Source organism: Rhizobium anhuiense (assembly GCF_003985145.1).
Taxonomy (GTDB): domain Bacteria; phylum Pseudomonadota; class Alphaproteobacteria; order Rhizobiales; family Rhizobiaceae; genus Rhizobium; species Rhizobium anhuiense.
The window spans coordinates 213,148-230,210 of sequence record NZ_ML133521.1; the positions used below are offsets into that span (position 1 = coordinate 213,148).

15 protein-coding genes are annotated in these 17,063 nt (G+C 62.1%); 11 read left to right on the forward strand and 4 right to left on the reverse strand.

Annotated features, from left to right (window positions below):
• The first annotated feature begins 26 nt into the window (after window positions 1-26).
• Complete coding sequence (locus tag EEQ99_RS01045; protein ID WP_127430143.1) at window positions 27-2,030, forward strand: CocE/NonD family hydrolase; 2,004 nt, start codon at window positions 27-29, stop codon at window positions 2,028-2,030.
• Between the two features lie 3 nt (window positions 2,031-2,033).
• On the opposite strand, the gene EEQ99_RS01050 is transcribed toward EEQ99_RS01045, so the two are convergent.
• The gene (locus tag EEQ99_RS01050; RefSeq protein ID WP_097542541.1) at window positions 2,034-2,945 is read right to left on the reverse strand and encodes an alpha/beta hydrolase; all 912 of its coding nucleotides are present in this window, start codon (window positions 2,943-2,945) and stop codon (window positions 2,034-2,036) included.
• 224 nt (window positions 2,946-3,169) lie between these two features.
• On the opposite strand from EEQ99_RS01050, the gene EEQ99_RS01055 reads away from it, so the two are divergent.
• On the forward strand, window positions 3,170-3,694 hold the full coding sequence (locus EEQ99_RS01055) for an RNA polymerase sigma factor (protein ID WP_097542540.1): 525 nt from the start codon (window positions 3,170-3,172) through the stop codon (window positions 3,692-3,694).
• Window positions 3,691-5,820 carry a vWA domain-containing protein gene (locus EEQ99_RS01060; protein ID WP_127429890.1) on the forward strand — a complete coding sequence of 710 codons (2,130 nt, stop codon included), beginning with the start codon at window positions 3,691-3,693 and terminating at the stop codon, window positions 5,818-5,820. Before EEQ99_RS01055 ends, EEQ99_RS01060 begins: the two co-directional genes overlap by 4 nt.
• Window positions 5,821-5,883: 63 nt before the next feature.
• Here EEQ99_RS01060 and EEQ99_RS01065 read toward each other — a convergent pair whose 3' ends face one another.
• Window positions 5,884-6,810: an SMP-30/gluconolactonase/LRE family protein gene (locus tag EEQ99_RS01065; protein ID WP_097542538.1), complete on the reverse strand. Its 927-nt coding sequence runs from the start codon at window positions 6,808-6,810 to the stop codon at window positions 5,884-5,886.
• Between the two features lie 203 nt (window positions 6,811-7,013).
• Here EEQ99_RS01065 and EEQ99_RS01070 point away from each other — a divergent pair, with 203 nt between their 5' ends.
• Window positions 7,014-8,090, forward strand: a complete 1,077-nt coding sequence (locus tag EEQ99_RS01070) for a LacI family DNA-binding transcriptional regulator (RefSeq protein WP_097542537.1) — start codon at window positions 7,014-7,016, stop codon at window positions 8,088-8,090.
• A 105-nt stretch (window positions 8,091-8,195) separates the two neighbouring features.
• Here the strand turns inward: EEQ99_RS01070 and EEQ99_RS01075 are convergent, their stop codons facing one another.
• Window positions 8,196-9,227, reverse strand: a complete 1,032-nt coding sequence (locus EEQ99_RS01075; protein ID WP_097542536.1) for an L-idonate 5-dehydrogenase — start codon at window positions 9,225-9,227, stop codon at window positions 8,196-8,198.
• A gap of 10 nt (window positions 9,228-9,237) precedes the next feature.
• The gene (locus EEQ99_RS01080) at window positions 9,238-10,179 is read right to left on the reverse strand and encodes a 2-hydroxyacid dehydrogenase (protein ID WP_127429891.1); all 942 of its coding nucleotides are present in this window, start codon (window positions 10,177-10,179) and stop codon (window positions 9,238-9,240) included.
• A gap of 134 nt (window positions 10,180-10,313) precedes the next feature.
• Here EEQ99_RS01080 and EEQ99_RS01085 point away from each other — a divergent pair, with 134 nt between their 5' ends.
• From EEQ99_RS01085 to EEQ99_RS01115, 7 genes are all read left to right on the forward strand, one after another.
• A complete protein-coding gene (locus tag EEQ99_RS01085) occupies window positions 10,314-11,078 on the forward strand; it encodes an SDR family oxidoreductase (protein WP_047612176.1) in 765 nt (254 codons plus the stop codon).
• A 13-nt stretch (window positions 11,079-11,091) separates the two neighbouring features.
• The gene (locus EEQ99_RS01090; protein ID WP_127429892.1) at window positions 11,092-11,637 is read left to right on the forward strand and encodes a gluconokinase; all 546 of its coding nucleotides are present in this window, start codon (window positions 11,092-11,094) and stop codon (window positions 11,635-11,637) included.
• Window position 11,638: 1 nt separating this feature from the next.
• On the forward strand, window positions 11,639-12,532 hold the full coding sequence (locus EEQ99_RS01095) for an NAD(P)-dependent oxidoreductase (protein WP_097542533.1): 894 nt from the start codon (window positions 11,639-11,641) through the stop codon (window positions 12,530-12,532).
• A gap of 107 nt (window positions 12,533-12,639) precedes the next feature.
• Window positions 12,640-14,136, forward strand: coding sequence for a sugar ABC transporter ATP-binding protein (locus EEQ99_RS01100; RefSeq protein WP_097542532.1), 1,497 nt, complete (start codon window positions 12,640-12,642; stop codon window positions 14,134-14,136).
• A gap of 18 nt (window positions 14,137-14,154) precedes the next feature.
• Window positions 14,155-15,195, forward strand: a complete 1,041-nt coding sequence (locus tag EEQ99_RS01105; RefSeq protein WP_028757289.1) for an ABC transporter permease — start codon at window positions 14,155-14,157, stop codon at window positions 15,193-15,195.
• Window positions 15,196-15,246: 51 nt separating this feature from the next.
• Window positions 15,247-16,344, forward strand: a complete 1,098-nt coding sequence (locus EEQ99_RS01110) for an ABC transporter substrate-binding protein (protein ID WP_047612187.1) — start codon at window positions 15,247-15,249, stop codon at window positions 16,342-16,344.
• Between the two features lie 95 nt (window positions 16,345-16,439).
• On the forward strand, window positions 16,440-16,772 hold the full coding sequence (locus EEQ99_RS01115; protein WP_097542531.1) for a hypothetical protein: 333 nt from the start codon (window positions 16,440-16,442) through the stop codon (window positions 16,770-16,772).
• The last annotated feature ends 291 nt before the right edge of the window (window positions 16,773-17,063 follow it).

Sequence of the window (17,063 nt, forward strand, 5' to 3'; positions counted from 1 at the left end):
CATGCAATGTGCATCAAGGAATGAGCATGACCTCGCGCGGCTTTACCACCATCGAGAATGAATGGATCATGCTGAAGGATGGGACGCGGCTTGCCGCGCGCATCTGGATGCCGGACGGCGCGGACGAAGATCCCGTTCCCGCCGTCTTCGAATTCCTGCCCTACCGCAAGCGGGACGGAACCTGCCTCAGGGACGAGTCGACCTACCCGGTCTTTGCTGCGGCCGGTATTGCTGGCGTGCGCGTCGATATCCGCGGCTCCGGCGAATCCGATGGTGTCATCGATGGCGAATATACAGAATGCGAGCTTGCCAATGCCTGCGAGCTGATTGCCTGGATTGCCGCGCAGCCATGGTCGAACGGCGCGGTCGGCATGATGGGCATCTCCTGGGGCGGCTTCAACAGCCTGCAGGTCGCGGCATTGCGTCCGCCGGCGCTGAAGGCCGTCATATCGATCGCCTCGACCGTCGACCGCTACAATGACGACATCCATTACAAGAACGGTTGCCATCTCTCCGCCCAGCTCTCATGGGCGGCGACGATGCTCGGCTACCAGTCGCGCCCGCCCGATCCGGCACTGGTCGGCGAGCGCTGGAAGCAGATGTGGCTGGAACGCCTGGCAGGCGAACCCTTCTTCATGGAGGCGTGGCTGGCCCACCAGCGGCGCGACGATTTCTGGCGTCACGGCTCGATCTCAGAGGATTTTTCGAGCGTGGAGATTCCGGCACTTGTCGTCGCCGGCTGGGCGGACGGCTACCGCAATACGCCTCTGATGGCGATTGAAGGTTTGGGCCGCAAAGCGAAGGCGCTGATCGGGCCGTGGGTGCACAAGTATCCGCATTTCGCCTGGCCGAAGCCGCGCACGGATTTCCACGGCGAGGCGATTGGCTGGTGGAACAAATGGCTGCGCGGCGACGATAACGGGATCGACGGGCTGCCGCAGGCCCGCGCCTATATTCTCGATGCCATCCGCCCTGCCCCGCGACGTGACAGCGATCCGGGTTTCTGGGTTGCCAAGGACGTCTGGTCGCCGCCGCGGATGCAGTGTTTTTATGTCGAGCAATTCGGCAAGCTGACGGAAGGCATGCCGATCCCGCACGCGCCCGAGCATCCCGTCTATCTCCGCTCTCCGCTCGACACCGGGACGGCATCCGGCGAATATTTTACGCTGAAACCCGACGCCGAAATGGCGATCGATCAGCGTTCGGACGATGCCGGCTCGCTGGTCTTCGATACGATGCCGCTTGCCGGCGATTGCGACTATCTCGGCCGGCCCGTGCTGACGCTTGCACTGCGCTCCCGGGCGACGGGCGGAAATCTCTGCGCCCGGCTCGTCGATGTCCATCCGGATGGCACGGCGACGCGTGTCGCCTTCGGCGTCGTCAACCTCACCCACCGCGACGGCAATGCAGATCCCAAGCCGCTGGTGCCAGGCGAAAGGGTGTCGATCCGGCTCGTGCTCGATGCCTGCGGTTATCGCTTCCGCAAGGGACATCGCATCCGCCTTTCGCTTTCCACCGCCTATTGGCCGATGATCCTGCCGCCGCCTGGTGACGAGGGCATCGAGGTCGACATCGCGGCACTCGGTCTGGGGTTGCCGATGCTCGGCGAGCATCAGAGGATCGACATCAAGGAACCGGCCAATCCCGATCCGCTGCCGAAATACATCGAGCACGCGGCGGCCGCGACGAAGCGGCAGGTCGTCCGCGATCTCTCGGCCAACCGGACGGAGTATCACATCCACGAGGATACCGGGCTCACCGAACACCCGGGGACAGGTCTCTCGACCCGGCAACTGCGGGAGGAAGTCTGGTCGATTTCACCCGATAATCCCCAGTCGATGACCGGGATGTCGACCTGGACCTGCGACATGCGCCGCCCCGGCTGGTTCGTCCGCACGGTCGCGACCGCGCATATTGCCTGCACCCGGACCGAGTGGATCATCAGCGCCGTCGTCACCGCGTTCGAGGACGACGTACAGGTCTTCGAAAAGGTCTTTGCGGAAAAGCGGATCGCGCGTGACCTGATGTGATCGTCAGGTCTGCGCAAAACGCCTTGTGGCCTCGCAGACGGCACGGAAGCCGTCGCGGGCGCCATCGCTCATGTGGCGGGCGCGCAGCCATGCATGCACCATCTGCGGCTCCTCCCGGAACCAGACGTCGACGCCCTCTTCGGTGAGCCGGGCGGCATAGTGCCGGCCGTCGTCCCGAAGCGGATCGAAATGCGCGACCGTGATGAAGGCCGGCGGCAGCCCTGCAAGCGAAGCTGCCTGCAGCGGCTCGGCGATCTCATTGCCTGCCGGCGCCTGCAGGATCTCGCGGTAATAGGCGACATCCGCCGTCGTCAGGCCGGGGGCTGCGGCCATTTCGATATAGGAGCCTGCGGCAAGATCGCCACCGAGCGCCGGGTAGATCAGGACCTGGCCGACGACACCGGACAGGCCCTCGTCGCGCGCCCGCAATGCAAGACCGGCGGCAAGATTGGCGCCGGCGCTGTCCCCGATCAGCACGACCTTGCTGTTGGCGGACAGCAGATGCTTCAACACTGCAAAGCCGTCATCCGTCTGTGCCGGCCAGCGATACTCAGGCGCCAGCCGGTAATCGACGGAAACGAGTTCCGCTCCGGCGAAATCGGCGATCTCGGCGCAGATGGCATGATGGCTTTCGAGCGAACCGACGACGAAGCCGCCGCCATGAAGATAGAGTAGAATGGTGCGCGTGCTGATTTTGCGCGGACGGTAGCGCCGGATCGGTATGCGCTGCAGCATGCCGTCGGCAAAGATCATCTCAGGGGGTAGCGGCCGGTCGAAACGCGCGCAAAGAGCATCATACCAATGGCGCTGCTGCTCGATCGATGCTTGAACGGCGTCCGGCGGATAGAAGGAATCGCAAATCGCCAGAAACTGCAGGATACCCTTTTCGGTGGGGGCAGGCGGTTGAGCGGACATGGAGGTCCTTTCGCGATTTGGGGCATGACAGATCATGTCCCTGGCCGACTTTATCCTCATCATGCGCCTTTGTGACGGAGCCGATCTGTCTGGCCGCGACCCATGAATGTCGCGACTTTCAAAATTTGCGATAATTTTTTCAGCGCCGACCCAAGGAAAGCCATCCGAGAAACGTCTCAATCTCGAAATAGCATCTTGCTGGTCGGTTTGGGGTAGGTGCGGAATTGGATGCGGAGCTCATAGAACGAGCGCAGGGCGGCGACCGGGAGGCCTTCGGGCAACTGGTCTCGCGTCATTATCATTTCGTCCACGCGACGGCGTGGCGCTGGTCGGGCAGTTCCACGGATGCCGACGACATCGCACAGGAGGTCTGCGTCAAGCTCGGCGCGGCCATCCGCAGCTTTCGCGGCGCCAGTCGCTTCAGGACCTGGCTCTATACGCTGACGCTGAACGCCGCCCGCGACCACCGACGCAAGCTTGCCCGAGAGGAGCAGACATTCCGCGCTTATGCCGCCGAACCGCAGCCGGATGCGCCTGATGGAAATGACGACGAGCTATCGGGCGAATTATGGGCCGCCGTGCGCGCCTTGCCGGAAAGGCAATGCGACGCGGTGCTGCTCGTCTATGGCGAAGGCCTCAGCCATTCTGCTGCCGCCGATGTCATGGGCTGCTCGGAGGCGACCGTGTCCTGGCAGGTCCACGAGGCGCGTAAGAGGCTGAAAACAGTGCTCGGCAAGGAAGAGGTATGACCGTGGACAAGGAACTGGAAAAGCTCTCCCGCCTTACGCCGCCGGCACCCGATCCGGAGGCGCGCGCGCGTGCGCTTGCCGCAGCGATGCAGGCCTTCGACACCGCCGAAAATAATGCGCAGGCGCCCCAAGGAAATGCGAAAGGCTGGCGTCAAAGCTCCATCATCAACTGGATATGGAGCCCTGCCATGAACAAGAAATTCCTCGCCGGTTCAGCCCTTGCGACGCTGCTCGTCATTCCGGCTGCCGGTTATCTCACGATCGAGCTGACCCGCAACGGATCGCCGATCGTCGACCAGACCGAGATCGCCGGCAACCTGTCGCGAGGTGAGGCGTCGAAACAACCGGTCGCAACTGCGGGCCAACCCGTCACGGTCACGCCGGAGATTCCGCCGCAAGCACCGGCCGAGAACGGCCCCCTGACTGAGCAATCTGTCGCTGACGCGCAAGGCCCGCAGGACAAGGAGTCTCAAATCCTCGCAAAGCCCGATGCGGGACGGACGTCCGAATTCGATGCCGACGACATCGCTGCCCTTACGAACAAGTCGGAGAGTTCTGCCGCGGCCCTCGGGGCAGCCAAACGCTCCGCGCCGGCCGCACCCGGCATCGCCCCCCAACAGCAGCTGGCCGAACCGATGGCCGTCGCCCCCTCGCCTGCGCCGCCGGCGGACGGACCTATCCAGATCCAGCGCGATCCCGGCCCCGAGCGGTTTGCCAATGCCGCGGCAAATCCGATCAAGAGCGTCGCGACGGATCCGGTTTCGACCTTCTCCGCCGATGTCGACAGCGCCTCCTATTCCTTCGTCCGCCGGTCGTTGACGGGTGGGGCGATGCCCGATCCGCAATCGGTTCGCGTCGAGGAGATGATCAATTATTTCCCCTATGACTGGCCGGGTCCCGACAATGCCGACCAGCCGTTCAAGGCGACGGTGACTGTCATGCCGACCCCGTGGAACCACGACACGGAATTGATGCATGTGGCGATCAAGGGCTATGACATCGCACCGGCAACCACGCCGCATGCCAATCTGGTCTTCCTGATCGACGTCTCGGGCTCGATGGACGAGCCGGACAAGCTGCCGCTTCTCAAGAGCGCTTTCCGTCTTCTGGTCAACCGGCTGAAGGCCGACGACACGGTCTCGATCGTCACCTATGCCGGCAATGCCGGCACCGTGCTGGCGCCGACGCGGGTGGCGGAGAAATCGAAGATCCTGTCGGCGATCGACGGACTGGAGCCCGGCGGCTCGACCGGCGGCGCCGAAGGTATCGAGGCCGCCTATGACCTTGCCAAACGGGCCTTCGTCAAGGACGGCGTCAACCGGGTGATGCTGGCGACGGACGGCGATTTCAATGTCGGCCCGTCGAGCGACGAGGACTTGAAGCGCATCATCCAAGAGAAGCGCAAGGACGGCATCTTCCTGACCGTTCTCGGCTTCGGGCGGGGCAATCTCAACGATTCCCTGATGCAAACGCTGGCCCAGAACGGCAATGGCAGTGCGGCCTATATCGACACCTTGGCGGAGGCACAGAAGGCGCTGGTCGAAGAGGCCGGATCGACGCTGTTTCCGATCGCCAGCGACGTCAAGTTCCAGGTCGAATTCAACCCGGAAAGGATCGCCGAATACCGCTTGATCGGCTACGAGACGCGGGCACTGAACCGCGAAGATTTCAACAACGATCGTGTCGATGCCGGCGATATCGGCTCCGGCCACAGCGTCACGGCGATTTACGAAATTACGCCCAAGGGAAGCCCCGCGGTCATGAATGACGACCTGCGTTATGGCGACAAGGCGCCGGCTGAGACCGCCGATGCCGCGCGTCAAGACGAGCTTGCCTTCGTCAAGATGCGCTACAAAAGGCCGGGCGAGGACAAGAGTGCTCTCATCACCACGCCTGTCAATGACAGCAACGCGGTCGCCGCCGTCGATGCCGCGCCGCAGGATGTCCGTTTCTCCGTGGCCGTCGCCGCCTTCGGCCAGAAACTGAGCCGCATCGCCGCCCTCGATTCCTATTCCTATCAGGCGATTGCCGATCTCGCCGCGGCATCGCGGGGAACGGATAGCTTCGGCTACAGGTCGGATTTCCTCGGCCTGGTCCGGCTGGCGGACGGCCTCAGCCAGCGGTGAGGTAAGACGTAAATGCCGTCCCAAACGAGAGGCCGTCCCAAAAGGGCGGCCTCGGCTTAGTGATTACCCCGGTCTCGACCCGTTGGCAGCGAGATAGACAGCATAAAGGGACGTGCTTGCGGTGATGAAGAGACGGTTCAATTTCTCTCCGCCGAAGGTGACGTTGGAGACGCCCTCGGGAATATGGATCTTGCCGATCAACGTTCCATCCGCGTCATAGGCGTGGACGCCATCGCCGGCGCTCGTCCATATCCGGCCTTTCCGGTCCACGCGAAAACCATCGAACAGGCCTGAGGTACATTCCGCGAAAACGCCGAGATCGCTCAGTCGTCCCTCATTCGAGACTGCGAGCGTCCGGATGTGACGCGGGCCGCCGGGCCGGTGCGTTGCCCCGGTATCGGCGACGTAGAGCACGCTCTCATCCGGGGAAAAAGCCAGTCCGTTCGGCTTGACGAAATCGGAAGTGACCTGATCGGTCGTGCCTGTTGCCGGGTCATGCCGGTAGACGTGGCATCCGCCGATTTCCTCCTCGCCGTAGTCGCCCTCGTAGTCGTGAAGAATACCGTAGCTCGGGTCGGTGAACCAGACGGTCCCATCGGATTTGACGGCGACGTCGTTCGGGGAATTCAGCCGTTTGCCTGCAATTCGATCGGCCAGAACGCTAATCCTGCCGTCGAATTCGGTGCGGGTGACACGGCGCGTCAGGTGCTCGCAGGTGATGAGCCGGCCCTGATTGTCGACCGTGTTGCCGTTCGAGTTGTTGCTGGGCGCGCGGAAGACCGACGTATGCCCGCTGGTATCGTCGTAGCGCATCATCCGGTTGTTGGGGATATCCGAGAAAACCAGATACCGCCCGGCGGCAAACCAGGCCGGTCCCTCCAGCCAGCGCCCGCCCGTCCAAAGCCGCTCGACGCGGGCGTGGCCCACGAAGCAGCTTTCGAAACGCGGGTCGAGAACCTCGAACCCCGTACCGTCAATTTGCCCGAACATGATGCTCCTCCGTTTCATCAATTGTTATCGATACCATATTGTCGTGTTTTGAAGCTGTCGTACAGGTATCGATGCGCCGAGAATCCTGGTTTTTCGACTGCGGAACCGTGCATCACTGCAATAAAATCGATTGTGCGATGATAGCGATAACTTTATCCTGTGTTGAATTGCCCAACTCGGAAGCTTTGTGAAAGCGGAGACCAGTGACAAACGAGGATGTGCCGAAAGACAAGCGTCTCAAGCCGGGAGAGGCTCAAAAGCTGACGATGGCGGAGGTCGCCAAATATGTCGGCGTCTCCGCCATGACCGTTTCGCGTGCCTTTCGCCAGGATGCGAGCGTTTCCGAGGAGACCCGCAAGCGCATCATGGAAGCCGTCGATGCGCTCGGCTACGTGCTCGATCTGTCGGCCGGCAGCCTTTCGTCGCGGCGCAGCGGCTTCATCGCCGCCCTGGTGCCGTCGATCAACAATTCGAATTTTTCCGACACCGCACGCGGCATTACCGATGCGCTGGAAAATACCGGCCTTCAGCTTCTTCTCGGCTATACCGACTATTCGGCGGAGAAAGAAGAAGAGCTGATCGAAGCGATGCTGCGCCGCCGCCCGGAAGGCATCATCCTGACCGGTGGTTCGCACACGGCGCGCGCACGGCGGATGCTCGCAAAAGCCGGCATTCCCGTTGTCGAGACGTGGGAACTTCCGGAAGATCCGATCAATCAGGTCGTCGGCTTCTCCAACAGCGAGGCGATGTCCTTGCTGGTGCGGACGCTTGCCGGCCAGGGATATCGGAAGTTCGGTTATATCGGCGGAACGACGGCGCGCGATACGCGCGGCAGCCAGCGGCGCAGCGGTTTCCAGAAGACGGTTGAAGAACTCGGCCTCGGACCGGGACGGATGATTTCCTTCGGCGTTCCGCCCATCACCATGGAACAGGGTGGCCAGGCAATCGTCAGCCTGCTGGAGCGCTGGCCGGACACGGAAGTGGTTCTCTGCGTTTCCGACCTCTCCGCCTTCGGCGCCATCATGGAATGCACGCGCAGGGGAATGAAGGTTCCTCGGGACATCGCCGTTGCCGGTTTCGGCGATTATGAGATCTCCTCCATCTGTCATCCGCGCATCACCACCATCAATGTGGACTGTTATGGCATCGGTCGCCAGGCGGCCGGTCGCCTGCTGCACGCCCTGCAAAGTGGCGAGGCGACCGGCGATGAGATCACATTGACCGGCTATAGGGTTGTCCTGCGCGAAAGCACGGACAGGAACGGCACGCCGACAGCTTGAGCACCACAACGCCGCGCGTCTTTCAGATGCGCGGCGTTGCAACAGTTTGAATTTTTGAACATCTATTTCTGAATCGATTCCGATTTAAGGAATGATCCAGCAGGTTCAGAAGGCGATCTGGACTTTCATCGACTTGCTGCGATCGCCGGCCAATTCGAAAGCGGCGACGGCCTCGTCGATTCCGAAGACACCTGTTAGTAGTGGCTTCAGATCGACGCGACGCGCGTTGATCAGTTCGACGGCGAGCGCAAATTCCTCGTGAAAACGGAATGTCCCGCGCATCTCGATCTCTTTCGCAACGATCATGTTCTGCGGAATCGAGACATCGCCGCCAAGGCCGAGCTGAACGAGAACGGCGCCGGGCCTGAGCGTCTCCAGGCCCGCGCGCACCGCCCGTTCATTGCCTGACGCCTCGAACATGACGTCGAAATATCCCTTGTCGGCGCTATAAGCGGCGAGGTCGGCGGCATGCGTGGCAACGTTGATCGTTCTGTCGGCGCCGCTGGTGCGGGCAATCGCCAGAACGCTGTCGGTCACGTCGGTCGCGACGATCTCGCGGGCGCCGAGAACGCGGGCTGCAACGATCGCCAGCATGCCGATGGGGCCGCATCCGGTGACGAGCACCCGTTTGCCCAGCAGCGATCCGGCGCGGTTTGCCGCATGCAGCGTCACGGCAAAGGGTTCGGCAAAGGCGGCCTCGTGGATGGAAATGCCATCGGCGACCTTGTGGCATTGCCAACGTTCCGCCACCAGCCGCTGGCGAAAGCCGCCCTGAATATGCGGCATCGGCATGGCACTGCCGTAAAACCGCATGTTGAGGCAGTGATTCTGCTGTCCCTTCAGGCAATATTGGCAATGGTTGCACGGCCGGCTCGGCGAAACCGCAACGCGGTCTCCGACGGCAAGGTCGGCGACGCCGGAGCCCAGCGCCTTGACCGTGCCGGCGATCTCATGGCCGAGGATCATCGGTTCGCGCAGGCGCACGGTGCCGAAACCGCCATGATTGTAATAATGCAAATCGGAACCGCAGATACCGCCGGCTTCGATGGCGATCTCCACCTGCCCGGCGCCCGCAACCTCCGGCTCGCGCTCCTCGATCCTCAGATCCTTGGCGGCATGGATGACGATGGCTTTCATATCGGGACCCTCACACGACGGGAGTTGGAAGCGGGTTGCCGGCAAAATGCGCGGCGAGATTGTCTCTGACCAACTGGCCCATGGCCTTACGCGTCTCGACGGTACCGGAGCCATGATGGGGCTGCAACACCACGTTTTGGAGCGTCAGGAAACGCGCGTCGATCTTCGGTTCGTTCAGGAAGACATCAAGGCCGGCGGCCTTGATCGTGCCATCCCGAAGGGCTGCGATCAGCGCCTCTTCGTCGACGGTCGTTCCGCGCGAAACATTGATCAACATGCCGTTGGGACCGAGCGCTTTGAGCACATCGGCGTTGATGATCTTCATGGTCGCCTGCCCGCCGGGGACGATGACGATCAGAAAATCGGCCCAATCGGCAAGTGCGACCAAGTCCGGCTGGTAGGCATGGGCAACATCCTTGTGCTCGTTGCGGGCGAAGTAGGAGATCTCACAGCCGAAAGCGGCGGCCCGCTTGGCGATCGCCTTGCCGATCCGCCCCATGCCGGCGACCCCGACTTTCTTGCCGGAGACCCTCGTCACCAGCGGCATGGCGACGCTGCCCCACTGGCCGGAGCGGACGAGAACGTCGGCCTGCGGGATCTGCCTTGCCGTGGCAATCAGCAGTCCGATGGCGATATCGGCGACATCTTCGGTCAGCACGTCAGGCGTGTTGGTGACGCGAATGCCGTTGGCGCGGGCATAGGACAGGTCGATAGCGTCGGTGCCGACGCCATAACAGGAGACGATCTCCAGCTTCGGCAATTGCGCCATCAGCTCTGCGGACGCGCCGAGTTCGCCGCGCGTCGCTATGGCGCGGATATCCTTGCCGACTCTTGCAATCAGTTCCTGCCGGTCGGTTGCTTCCCACAGGCGATGGATGCGGTAGTTCGCCTCCAGATCCACCATGTCCCATTCCGGATAAGCTCCGGCCATCAAGATTTCCATCTCAGGCATTCCGTTTCCATCCCGCATTTTGACAGTTGATTATGTTATCGATAACATATAATTCGAAAAAGGGATGTCAAGTGAGTTTCACCGCCAGCGGCAGCGTCAGCCGTCGCCCGCGGCGAGACCGGAGGAGTTATGAGATGAAGAACTTGTTTGATCTTACCGGACGCCTTGCCCTGATCACCGGCTCGAGCCAGGGGATCGGTTATGCCCTGGCCGAAGGGCTGGCGCAGCATGGCGCCGAGGTCATCATCAACGGCCGCACGCCCGAAAGCGTCAAACGCGCGGTCGCGAGCCTCAAGGATCAAGGCCTGTCGGCCCATGCTGCGATCTTCGACGTCACCAGCAAGGACGCCGCCAAAGAAGGCATAGATGCGATCGAAGCCGATATCGGGCCGCTCGACATCCTGATCAACAATGCCGGCATGCAGTTTCGCACGCCGCTGGAAGACTTCCCGGCGGACAAATGGGAGCTGCTGCTGACCACCAATATTTCGAGCGTGTTTTACGTCGGCCAGGCGGCGGCCAAACCCATGATCGCCCGCGGCCAGGGCAAGATCATCAACATTGCCTCCGTGCAAAGCGAACTGGCGCGCCCCGGCATTGCTCCCTACACGGCGACCAAGGGCGCGGTGCGCAATCTGACCCGCGGCATGTGCGCCGACTGGGCCAAGTACGGCCTGCAGATCAACGCGATTGCGCCGGGCTATTTCAAGACGCCGCTCAACCAGGCGCTCGTCGACAATCCGGAATTCTCTTCATGGCTCGAGAAGCGGACGCCGGCCGGACGATGGGGCAATGTCGAGGAACTGGTCGGCGCTGCCGTCTTCCTCTCGGGCCGCGGCTCGTCCTTCATCAACGGGCACACGCTTTATGTCGACGGCGGCATCACGACCTGCCTCTGACAGAGACGGGACGATGAAGCGCGAGAAAATGGCACCGCCTCTGGCCGTTGTCGTCATGGGCGTCAGCGGCTGCGGCAAATCCTCGGTCGGAGAACGCATTGCTGCCCAAAACGGCATGGCGTTTCTAGAGGGCGACCAGCTCCACCCGCCTCAAAACGTCGAGAAGATGGCGCAGGGCATACCGCTGACCGACGACGACCGCCTGCCCTGGCTCGACCGGATCGGCGCGGAAATCAGCACCGCGCTGGACGCATCGCAAGGATTGGTGATTTCCTGTTCGGCGTTGAAGAGAAGCTATCGGGACAGGTTGCGGCAGGCGGCGGGCGGGCGCCTGGCCTTTGTTTTCCTGGAGGGGTCCCGCGATCTGCTGCTGTCGCGGATGCAGGCGCGTCAAGGCCACTTCATGCCGGCGTCCCTCCTCGACAGCCAGTTGCAGACGCTGGAGCCGCCGGCCGGTGAGCCTGGTGTGGTGACGGTGGCGATCGATAATGCCTTGGATGATATTGTAGCGCTGGCTTGCAAGGGATTGAGCGGCATGGCCGTCAAGGGAGGAGATTAGCATGCAGGATGATCACAGGGCAGATGTCGCCGTCATCGGCGCCGGCATCATGGGAACGGCAATCGTCAGCCGATTGATCGAAACCGGGCACAAGGTCTCGGTCTTCGACCTGGACGCCGAAAAAGTCGCGGCTTTGCAGGCCAAGGGTGCCTATGCGGCAGGCTCCGTGGAGGATGCGGTCTCACGGTCGGCGTTTTGTGTGCTCAGCCTCAATCACGCAAATATCGTCCGGGCCGTCGTCTTCGGCGAAAAAGGTGTTTCGGCGGCTGCCAATGCCGACAAGGTGCTGATCGACATGTCCTCGATCGACCCGGCCGAAACGGCCGACATGGCGACACGGTTGCGCCGGGAAACCGGCATGGCATGGGTGGATTGCCCATTGTCCGGCGGCGTGCCGGGTGCGCTGAGCGGACGCCTGACGATCATGGCCGGCGGCAGCCCCGAGGATTTCGAGCGGGCGCGCGTGGTGATGCGGCATCTTGCCGCCAATTACACGCTGATGGGCGCATCGGGCGCCGGGCAGACCACGAAGCTGATCAATCAGCTGTTTTGCGCCGTTCTGTTCCAGGCCGTCGCCGAGGCGGTCAAGCTCGCTGAAGCCGGCGGCGTCGATCCGGCTGCCATTCCGGCAGCCCTTGCCGGCGGCAGGGCGGATAGTCGCATATTGCAGGAATTCATGGCGAAATTCGCCGCCCGGGATTTCTCGCCGACAGGCAGGATAGACAATATGTTGAAGGACTTGGATTCGCTTCAGGCCTTTGCGCTGAAGACGAAGACGCCATTGCCGATGACCGGCGCGGTGGTCGAGATCCACCGCCTGCTCTGCTCTGCCGGCCTCGGGCCGAAGGACTCGGCCGAGATGATGCGGCTTCTCGACGGATTTCAGGCCGGCTGACGTCAATTCCTCGAGAAATTCGCGATCGTCATCTTTCCGCTTGACCATCCGTAAATGTTATCGATAACATACAGTCAATGACAACTGCAGCTTTGGGAGGAGCCACAGTGGAAGCCAAGAGACTGCTGGAGTTCCAGTCGATCACCAAGAGCTTCGGCGGCACGCAGGCGCTGCGGGACGTCTCGATCGACCTGCGCGAGGGCGAAATCCTCGCGCTGCTGGGAGAAAACGGCGCCGGCAAATCGACGCTCATCAAGACACTTGCCGGCATCTACAAGCCTGATAGCGGCGACATCCTGTTTCGCGGCCAGAGCTATCATCACCGCCCTCCGAAGCCGAACGAGCGGCAGCCGGTTGCCTTCATCCACCAGGATCTCGGTCTGATCGAGTGGATGACGGTCGGCGAGAACATGGGCCTGTCGCAGGGCTTCTCGATGCGTCGCGGCCTGATCGATTGGAACAGGACGCAGGCGCGTGCCAAGGAAGCCTTGAAACTGGTCGGCTGCGATTTTGATCCCACCACGCGGGTCTCGGCGCTGTCGCGCACCGAAAAATCGCTTGTCGCCATTGCCCGTGCGCTTGCCGTCGAAGCCGACGTTCTGGTGCTCGACGAGCCGACGGCGAGCCTTCCCGCCGATGAAGTCGATCGGCTGTTCAATGCGATCCGCCCGCTGAAGGACCGCGGCGTCGGCATGATCTACGTCTCCCACAGGCTCGACGAGATTTTCCGCATCGCCGATCGGGTCGCCGTTCTGCGCGACGGCTGTATGGTGGGACAGAAGCCCGTCAGCCAGACGACACCCGACGACCTGGTGACGATGATCATCGGCCGCAGCGGCGACAGCCTCTTTTCCAAGACGGAGATCAGGCCCGGCAAGGCAATCGTCGAGGTTCGCGATCTCGTTTGCGCCGGCACGAGCCCGATATCCTTCGATATAAGAGAGGGCGAGCTTCTGGGCCTTGCTGGATTGCGTGGCGCCGGGCAGGAAAGGATCGGCCGCGCGCTGTTCGGTTGCGAGCCCTTCAACGGCTCGGTTCTGCTGCATGGCGAGGCCCCGGACCTTTCGAGCCCGCTGCGGGCCATGGCGTCGGGCATCGGCTTGATTGCCCGTGACCGGACGGAGGAATCCGTGGCGCTGTCGCTTTCCATTCGGGAAAATACCTATCTCAATCCGGGCGCCGTCGGACGTGGGCTTTTGTCCTTCCTGTCGCCGCGCGGCGAAGCCGATCTTGCCCATAAGATCGGCCATTCCGTCGGCCTGCGGCCGAACGACCCGGATTTGCCGGTGGAGGCCCTGTCGGGCGGCAACCAGCAGAAGGTGGTCGTCGGCCGCTGGCTGGCGACCGGCCGCAAGCTGCTGATTGCCGAAGATCCGACCGCCGGCGTCGACATCGGCGCGCGTGCGGAGATCTACCGTCTGATCACGCAGGCACTCGAGGCCGGTCTCGCGGTTGTCGTGGTGTCGACGGATTTCGAGGAAATCGCCCATATCTGCCACCGCGCGCTGGTCTTCTCGCGCGGCAAAATCGTCAGTGAACTGATTGGAAGCGCCCTGACGACGGAGGCGGTCATCACAGCCGCATCCGCATCGGAAGCCGCTTGAGCCATCGGGAGAACAGCCATGCAATCCATTGAATCCACGGCGTTGGAGCCGACCAAGAGCGAAATGGCCGGCCTGTCCACAGGCCAGAAGATCGGACGCCTGATCCCGGTTTACGGGCTGGTGATCCTGACCGTCGGCCTGATCGTGATCTTCTCGATCCTGCTGCCCGATACGTTCCCGACCGTGTTGAACATCCGCTCGATCGTTTCCGACAAGGCAATCATTGCGCTTCTGTCGCTCGCCGCGATGATCCCGATGGCGTCGGGCCGCATCGATCTCACCGTCGGTTATGGCATCGTGCTCTGGCACATTCTCGCCATCAGCCTGCAGACGGCCTACGGCCTGCCCTGGCCGGTCGCAGTCCTCATCGTTCTCGCACTCGGCGTCTTCACCGGCTTCATAAACGGCCTGCTGGTGGAGGTCGCGAAGATCGACAGCTTCATCGCGACGCTCGGCACAGGAACGGTTCTTTACGCGCTTGCCCTCTGGCACACCGGTGGGCGACAGGTGGTCGGCGTCCTGCCGGAAGGTTTCTATGCGCTGAACGGCACCATGCTGTTCGGCCTGCCGATCACCGGCTTCTACGTGCTGCTGATCGCCATCTGCATGTGGATCGTGCTCGAATACCTGCCGATCGGCCGGTATCTCTACGCCATCGGCGCCAATCCGAAGGCCGCCGCCCTCAATGGCATTCCGGTCCGCAAATTCGTGATCGGCGCCTTCGTCACCTCGGGGCTGCTGGCGGCCCTGACCGGGGTCCTGCTCGCCTCGAAGCTGCGGATCGGCCAGGCAAGCGTCGGCCTCGAATATCTGCTGCCGGCGCTTGTTGGCGCATTTCTCGGATCGACGACGATCAAGCCCGGACGGGTGAACGTCTGGGGCACCTTGATCGGCGTCATCATCCTGGCGGTCGGAATTTCCGGAATTCAGCAATTCGGCGGATCGTTCTTCGTCGAACCGCTGTTCAACGGCGTCACCCTGCTGATTGCCATCGGCATAGCAGGTTACGCCCAGCGCAAACGCGGAGCTGTGAGGAGGATCACACCCGCATCCAAATGAGGATGCCGGCTCATCCCGGCATTTCACAACAAACAAAATGGAGGAGTGAACATGAAGCGCAGAATGTTATTGCAGGCAACGGTCGCAACCGTCGCCGTTATGCTGAGCATCCCGGCATTGGCCGATTCCATGGCCGACGCCAAGGCCGTGGTCGACAAGTATGCTTCCAAGGTAAGCGCCTGGGATGGCCCGACGAGCGGCCCCAAGGGCGCGACCGGAAAGAACATCGTCATTCTTGCCGCCGATATGAAGAACGGCGGCATCCTCGGCGTGGTCAATGGCGTTCAGGAAGCGGCAGGCGCGCTGGGCTGGACGGTGAAGGCGCTCGACGGCGCCGGTTCGATCGGCGGGCGGACCGCCGCCTTCGGCCAGGCCATGGCGCTGAAGCCGGATGGTATCATCATCAACGGCTTCGACGCGGTCGAGCAGAAGCCGGCGATGGAAGCGGCCAAGGCTGCCGGCATTCCGATGGTTTCCTGGCATGCGGCGTCGGCTGTCGGTCCGGTTCCCGAAGTCGGTGTCTTCGCAAACGTCACCACCGATGCGATGGAAGTGTCGAAGTCCGCGGCGGATTGGGCCTTTGCCGATGCCGGCGGCAAGCCCGGCGTCATCATCTTCACCGACTCCACCTATGCGATCGCGATCGCCAAGGCCGATCGCATGAAGAAGGAGATCGAGGATCTCGGCGGCACGGTGCTCGAATATGTCGACACGCCGATTGCCGAAACCTCTCAGCGCATGCCGCAGCTCACCACCTCGCTTCTGCAGAAATATGGCGCGAAGTGGACGCATTCCCTGGCGATCAACGACCTCTACTACGACTTCATGGGACCTTCGCTCGCCTCAGCCGGTATTGCAGGCGACGGAAAACCGGTGAACGTCGCCGCCGGCGACGGTTCGGAGAGCGCCTATCAGCGGATCCGCGCCAAGCAGTTTCAGGCCGTCACGGTCGCCGAGCCGCTCAACCTTCAGGGCTGGCAACTCGTCGACGAATTGAACCGCGCCTTTGCCGGCGCTCCCTGGTCGGGCTACGTCTCGCCGCTGCATGTGGTAACGAGCGCAAACGTCGAGTTTGACGGCGGACCGAAGAACAGCTTCGATCCCGACAACGGTTACCGCGATCAATACAAGAAAATCTGGGGCAAATAAGCCTTTCAGTCAGGGCGTATCGACCGATACGCCCTGATATTCCGACAACACACCACCATCGATCCAGCTCCGGCGAGTTTTGGAAAAGAGACCCTATGATCATTCGTTATGCTTTGTTTGAAGGCGAAATCCATCCCGGCAGAGAAGCGGAATTCCGCGCATTCGTGCGGCAGCGGCTCGTCCCTCTCTGGACGAAGTTTCCGGGCGCCGAGGAAATCCGGGTACTGGACGGAATGGAACGAGACGAAGGCGCCCCGATCTATGCCATGGCGCTCGCCATTCGTTATCCCGATATGGATGCGGTGAAGGCGGCACTGCTTTCCGGTGTGCGGTCCGAGAGCCGCGAAGTCACCGGCGAACTCCTGCAACTCTTCACCGGCAAGGTGCATCACCACGTATTCTCGGCCAACGAATACGCACCGGCCTGACATCAGGCGAGTTTGACGTCGACGCCGGTTCGGGCGAAGGTCGATTACTCCGGCCGTCGCCTGCTCTTATCAACAGAAGAGACCTATTAAGCGCCGCGGACGATGTCCCAGGCGCTTTTTTTACGCCTGCTCACCCCGATCATCCTGCGAAGGTGCCGGATGCGATCGTTCCGGATGCTCGACTTTTGGGGACAATTTTCCACCAGCGACGCTTTTATTAAACTAAATAGTCTACCGATTTAGTAGATTATCCGCCATTTTACCGTGCATCGTTCCTGCAAACAACAATCC

What these genes read in the sequence shown, in the direction of transcription:
- EEQ99_RS01075 (WP_097542536.1), bottom strand. Translation starts at nt 9,227, where the DNA reads ATGAAAGCCATCGTCATCCATGCCGCCAAGGATCTGAGGATCGAGGAG.
- EEQ99_RS01045 (WP_127430143.1), top strand. Translation starts at nt 27, where the DNA reads ATGACCTCGCGCGGCTTTACCACCATCGAGAATGAATGGATCATGCTG.
- EEQ99_RS01105 (WP_028757289.1), top strand. Translation starts at nt 14,155, where the DNA reads ATGCAATCCATTGAATCCACGGCGTTGGAGCCGACCAAGAGCGAAATG.
- EEQ99_RS01080 (WP_127429891.1), bottom strand. Translation starts at nt 10,179, where the DNA reads ATGCCTGAGATGGAAATCTTGATGGCCGGAGCTTATCCGGAATGGGAC.
- EEQ99_RS01095 (WP_097542533.1), top strand. Translation starts at nt 11,639, where the DNA reads ATGCAGGATGATCACAGGGCAGATGTCGCCGTCATCGGCGCCGGCATC.
- EEQ99_RS01060 (WP_127429890.1), top strand. Translation starts at nt 3,691, where the DNA reads ATGACCGTGGACAAGGAACTGGAAAAGCTCTCCCGCCTTACGCCGCCG.
- EEQ99_RS01050 (WP_097542541.1), bottom strand. Translation starts at nt 2,945, where the DNA reads ATGTCCGCTCAACCGCCTGCCCCCACCGAAAAGGGTATCCTGCAGTTT.
- EEQ99_RS01110 (WP_047612187.1), top strand. Translation starts at nt 15,247, where the DNA reads ATGAAGCGCAGAATGTTATTGCAGGCAACGGTCGCAACCGTCGCCGTT.
- EEQ99_RS01115 (WP_097542531.1), top strand. Translation starts at nt 16,440, where the DNA reads ATGATCATTCGTTATGCTTTGTTTGAAGGCGAAATCCATCCCGGCAGA.
- EEQ99_RS01090 (WP_127429892.1), top strand. Translation starts at nt 11,092, where the DNA reads ATGAAGCGCGAGAAAATGGCACCGCCTCTGGCCGTTGTCGTCATGGGC.
- EEQ99_RS01085 (WP_047612176.1), top strand. Translation starts at nt 10,314, where the DNA reads ATGAAGAACTTGTTTGATCTTACCGGACGCCTTGCCCTGATCACCGGC.
- EEQ99_RS01065 (WP_097542538.1), bottom strand. Translation starts at nt 6,810, where the DNA reads ATGTTCGGGCAAATTGACGGTACGGGGTTCGAGGTTCTCGACCCGCGT.